This window comes from Sphingobium sp. FW306-1B-F04DB (genome assembly GCF_058781925.1).
In genome coordinates this window covers 1-4,841 of record NZ_JBYSXE010000094.1, presented here as the reverse complement: position 1 = coordinate 4,841, position 4,841 = coordinate 1, and the positions used below count along the sequence as shown (strand labels likewise).

Genomic DNA, 4,841 nt, shown 5'->3' with positions numbered 1-4,841 from the left:
GAAGACAAGACTGCATCCGACCAACGCCAACACTCAAATCAAGCCTTGCAACGCGGGAGCCATCCAGACAGGACGTTCGCAGCATGCGCAAACCTCCCTACTCACCCTCACCGCCGCCGTCTTTCCCATCGATCCGTCTTCTCATGGAGAAGTCGGGATCGCCATCGTTGGAGAGCAGAATGGCGAGCCATCGCGTGCGCGGAAAATCGGCGCAGATCATCATCACCATCAGCGTCAGCGGCACGGCGAGGAACGCGCCGGTGATACCCCAAAGCCAGCCCCAGAAGGCCAGCGAAAGCAACGTAGCCACCGGATCGATGTTCTGACTCTCCGCCTGCATCCTCGGGTAGACGAAATTTCCCACGACAAAGGCTGCGACCTGGATGCCGCCGAAAACAACCGCCGCCTGCCACCACGACGGAAATTGCAGCAGCGCAAACAGCGCCGGCAGGATCGAGCCCACCGTCACACCGATCATGGGGATGTAGCTGAGGAGGAACAGCACGATCGTCCAGAACAACGCGTTCTCCAGCCCGACCCCGAACATCACGAGCGCGGCGGGGGCGGCGATCATCACGCCTGTCACGGTCTGCACCCAGACATATATCTCGATGTTGGCTGCCGCCCGGTCGATCGCGTCTTTGACCGGCGCGGCTCCGCCGATGGACCTGTTAACGCTGGAAAGCCTTTGCTCAAACCGTTGCTGCCCCCCGACAAGGAAGGCGAAGTAGGTGATCGTCAGCAGGATTCCGGAAAGCAACTCGCCGACGCCTCCGGCGACGGAGCCGGCGAGGCGCGGCACATTGATCTCTCCCAGCAGGGTGGTGAGGTGCAGCGTCCGGGCCAGGCCCACAGCCCGCCCCAATTCCCGGACGATCTGTTCGAGCCGCGCGACGAGGTCGGGGGTCTGCCCTACGATCTGCGCCAGGCCCTGCCCTACGACGAGGGCTACTGCGACGGCGCACGCGATGACGATGACCGCGACCAGGGTGACGACTGCCCAATGCGGCGCTCCGCGCGAGCGTGCGCCGATGAAGCGCACGAGCGCATCGACCAGAACGGCCAGCACGATCGCCAGCACCAGTGGGATCAGGATGTCCCGCAGAAAGTAGAGGAGCGCGATACCCGCCGCCGTCGCCGTGACGGTGCCCGCAATGCCGCTGGAGCGCGTCGCCATAGTTCGCCGCTTCCCCCTTCAGACCGCTGGGCCCACGAGAGCGTCTACGTAGCACTCCGTATAAACCGGCGTTGCCCGTTATCCTAGCGGCGGAGGCATGGACTGGCACAGCGCGCCTTACAGGTATCGAAGCCATCGGGCGGCGCTGCGGCGCTTCATATTCGCGAACGCAGCGCATGCGAACCAGCACGGAATGGCAACTGCGACTGCCAGCAGCCAGACTGCGCCCACATTGGGCAGGCTGAACAAGCCGTTCGCACTTTCGCCCCAGACCGCAGCCGCAGCGATGTTGAGCGCATGGAGCAGGTAGAGGTGCAGGATGTAGAAGAAGAGCGGCGCGGAGCCGAATACGGCGAGCCAGCGCATTGGATGCGACGGCAGATGCTCTAATGCCACCAGTAGCCAGGCGCCGAGGCCCAGCGTCAGCAGCAGGAAATCCGCCGACGGCGGATATTTGGTAAGGTTGAGGAAGCTCATTGCCGTGCCGAGCGTGGTCGCGCCTGCTTGCCACGGCTGGAACTCGCCATAGCCGTTGATACCGCGAAGGAGCCCGAAGAGCCCGAGCAGGGTCGCGCCCATGACTATGAGAAGCGCTTGGCGCCCAGTAGTTTCGAAGCCCCGCGCAAACCACGGACCTGCCGAATAGCCCAATGCAATGACGCCGATCCACGGCAGCAACGGATAGGAAGTTCGAGCCTGGCCACCCCAGGGCAGATCGATGAAGCCGCGATCATGCAGGATCGCCCATAGCGCATGGCCTGGTGCATCGGGCGCGAAACTGACGGGATCGAGCAGATTGTGGCCTAGAATGATGACGCATCCCAGGACCACCAATGAAGAGCGCGGCAGGTGTACCAATGCCGCCAGGGCAATCATCGACAGGCCGATCACCCAGATCACCTGCAAATATACCGTCGCCGGCGTGAAATCGAAGGTCCAGGCGAAGTTGATCACCGTCCATTCGAGCGCGACGAGGAACAGTCCGCGCTTGAACAGGAAGGCGGACGCAGCCTTGGTGCCCCCGCGCGTCTGACCGTAAAGCCAGGCCGCGAGCCCGGTGAGCGCGACGAAGACAGGCGCGCAAAGATGCGCGGTCAACCTTGTGAAGTACAACGCGAGCTCGGTCGTGCGCAGATCCATGGGGTCGCTCACCTGCGCGTGCAGGAAGAAGAACTCACGCGTGTGGTCCGCGAGCATCAGCAGGATCACGACGCCCCGCAGCGCGTCGATCGAGGCGATCCGGGCGCCCTGGCCCGCGCGGGCGGCACCGGCCGACGTCGACGCGATGGAACGCTTAGCGGATCGCCGCCCGTTGAGTGAACTTGACAAGATAGACTTCCTTTCGCCAATGGCGATGTTACATCATCTCATGAAAGGCAATCCCTTGCGGATCCGATTTTCTGCGGCACGCGTCCTGCCGTCGCTGCTGCTGCTCCCTTTCCCCGCCAGCGCCGGGGCGAAGGAGACCGATCCGGCCCCCGAAAAGGAGAACGAGATTGTTGTCCTGGGCACGCGGGGAGCTCGGACGGACCGCACGCTCTCTTCCGACACCGTCACCGAACGCATGTCGCAATCGAGCCGATCGGTCGAGCGCGACCTTCTCTCCGCCGCGGGCGCCTATCGCCTGTCCGACGCGCTCGGGCTGGTGAGCGGCGTCAGCAACCAGAACAACCGCGGCGGGTTTCTCGACAATTTCGCGATCCGGGGCTTTCTCGGAACACCCGACGGCGGCGCCGAATATTATGTCGACGGCTTCCTCGCAAACCGGGGCCTCGGCCCGCCACGCGACCCCGCGACCGCCGAGCGCATCGAATTGCTCAAGGGGCCGGCGGGCGCATTGTTCGGGGACATTGATCCAGGCGGACGCGTCAACATCGTCTCGAAGACGCCGCGGTTCACGCCGGCGGCGAGCGCCCTCCTCACCTATGGCTCTTTCGACACGCGGCGTATCGAGCTCGATACAACCGGCCCGCTGTCGCTCACCATCGCCGCGCGGATCGTCGTGGCGGCCGAGGACAACGAGGGCTGGCGCGACTTTGTTACGTTGAAGCGCCGGGTCGTGTCGCCTTCGCTGACCTGGTCGCCCAACGAGGCGACGCGGATCACCTATATTGGCGAGTTCACCAACTTCGACGCGCCCTTCGATCGCGGCATTCCGGCGATCGACGGCGACGCCAACGCCCTGCCGCGTTCGCGCTTCTATGGCGAGCCCGGAGACGGGATCACGCGCTTCCGCAACGAACGCCATCAGGTGACCGGGTTTTTCGAACTCCGTGGAGACTGGTCGCTGAACGGGGGCATCGCGTGGCGGACCGGATCGCTGCGGGGCTTTTCATCGGATCCGTCGCGGCTTGTGGATGACCGCACGCTCTGGCGGCAGCGCCGCGAGCGCGATTACACGGTCGATGACCTGTCTGCGCGGCTCGAGTTGACCGGGCGCTTGGGCAGGCACCGCGCGAGCATCGGCCTCAAAAACTATCTGCTCGATTATACCGAGATGCTGAACCGCCGGAATCCGACCGCCGCCTATCCTTATGCCATCGACGTGTATGCGCCCGCCTACGGCGGCGTTGCGTTGCCGCTCCTTCCCTTTACCGACAATCGTGAGAAGCGCCGGGTTAGCACTGTCTACGCCCAGGATATGTGGGACGTAACCGACCGGCTGACTCTCACTGGCGGCGTCCGGTTCGACGCCTATCGCCAGCGCATCCGCAACAATAGCCCCGGAGCGGTTGGGCGCGCCGTTGACGAACCCGTCAATTTCCGGATCGGCGCGCGCTATCAGCTTAGTGAGGCGTTGGCGGCGCACGTCAATTGGGGCGAAAGCTTTCTGCTCAATTCGGGCACCGGCCGTGACGGGGAAGGCTTCGCCCCCGAGCGCGGCAAGGGATATGAGTTGGGGCTGGCCGCCGCCTTTCCAGGCAGCGATGTCGCCATCACCTGGTTCGACATCGCCAAACGGGACATCCTCACCAACGATCCGGTCGATCCCAATTTCCTGGCGCCCGTCGGCAGCCTGACCAGCCGCGGCATTGAGTTCGACGCATCGGTGAAGCTCGCATCGCACTGGCTGATCGTCGCCAACTATGCGTGGACGCATGCGCGCGCCGACGACAGCACGTTCGCGACCAATCACGTCCTCAACGTGCCCGAGCATGCGGGCACGATCTTCGCGCTTGGCCGCTTCCTCGACGGCGACGGCCGCGGATTTTCGGTGAGCGCGGGCGCGAGCTATGTCGGTGACCGCCCCGGCGCCATCGACGGCAGCGGGCTGGTCCTGCCCGCCTATGTTAGGGCAAAGGCAGCGGTCGACTATGCCTTCTCGTTGCAAGTTGCGCTGCGCGTCGAGGCCGACAACCTGTTCGACACGCGCTATACGCAGAGCTCGTACAGTCCTGTCTGGGTCTTTCCGGGAGCGCCACGAACCATTCGCACGTCAGTTCGACTGAGCTTCTGATGGCCGCCATCCAGCTGAACGAACAGTGGGAAGTAAAGTCTGGTCTGGGCGTGAAGCTGCCAATAGTCTCTGCTCGCGCAAATGTCCGCTTCCGCCCGCAAGTCTGCCGTTCAGCCACTTTGCGGAGCTTCCCGAAACATGGGGTAATCGCGGCGCGATTCGCCCTCAGTCACGGCCAGACGTGCTGGCTGGCAGGGTGGTTGCTCC

General features: G+C 64.1%; 4 protein-coding genes. 2 read left to right on the top strand and 2 right to left on the bottom strand.

Annotation, left to right across the window (positions count from 1 at the left end; translation table 11 throughout):
• Positions 1-97: 97 nt before the first annotated feature.
• The gene (locus AC3WJD_RS21625; RefSeq protein ID WP_492748871.1) at positions 98-1,177 is read right to left on the bottom strand and encodes an AI-2E family transporter; all 1,080 of its coding nucleotides are present in this window, start codon (positions 1,175-1,177) and stop codon (positions 98-100) included.
• A 117-nt stretch (positions 1,178-1,294) separates the two neighbouring features.
• Positions 1,295-2,506 carry an acetyltransferase domain-containing protein gene (locus AC3WJD_RS21620; protein WP_492748869.1) on the bottom strand — a complete coding sequence of 404 codons (1,212 nt, stop codon included), beginning with the start codon at positions 2,504-2,506 and terminating at the stop codon, positions 1,295-1,297.
• 55 nt (positions 2,507-2,561) lie between these two features.
• Here AC3WJD_RS21620 and AC3WJD_RS21615 point away from each other — a divergent pair, with 55 nt between their 5' ends.
• The gene (locus AC3WJD_RS21615) at positions 2,562-4,634 is read left to right on the top strand and encodes a TonB-dependent siderophore receptor (protein ID WP_492748866.1); all 2,073 of its coding nucleotides are present in this window, start codon (positions 2,562-2,564) and stop codon (positions 4,632-4,634) included.
• The coding region (locus AC3WJD_RS21610; RefSeq protein ID WP_492748864.1) for a hypothetical protein at positions 4,634-4,841 on the top strand (208 nt) is incomplete at its 3' end. The genes AC3WJD_RS21615 and AC3WJD_RS21610, both read left to right, overlap by 1 nt.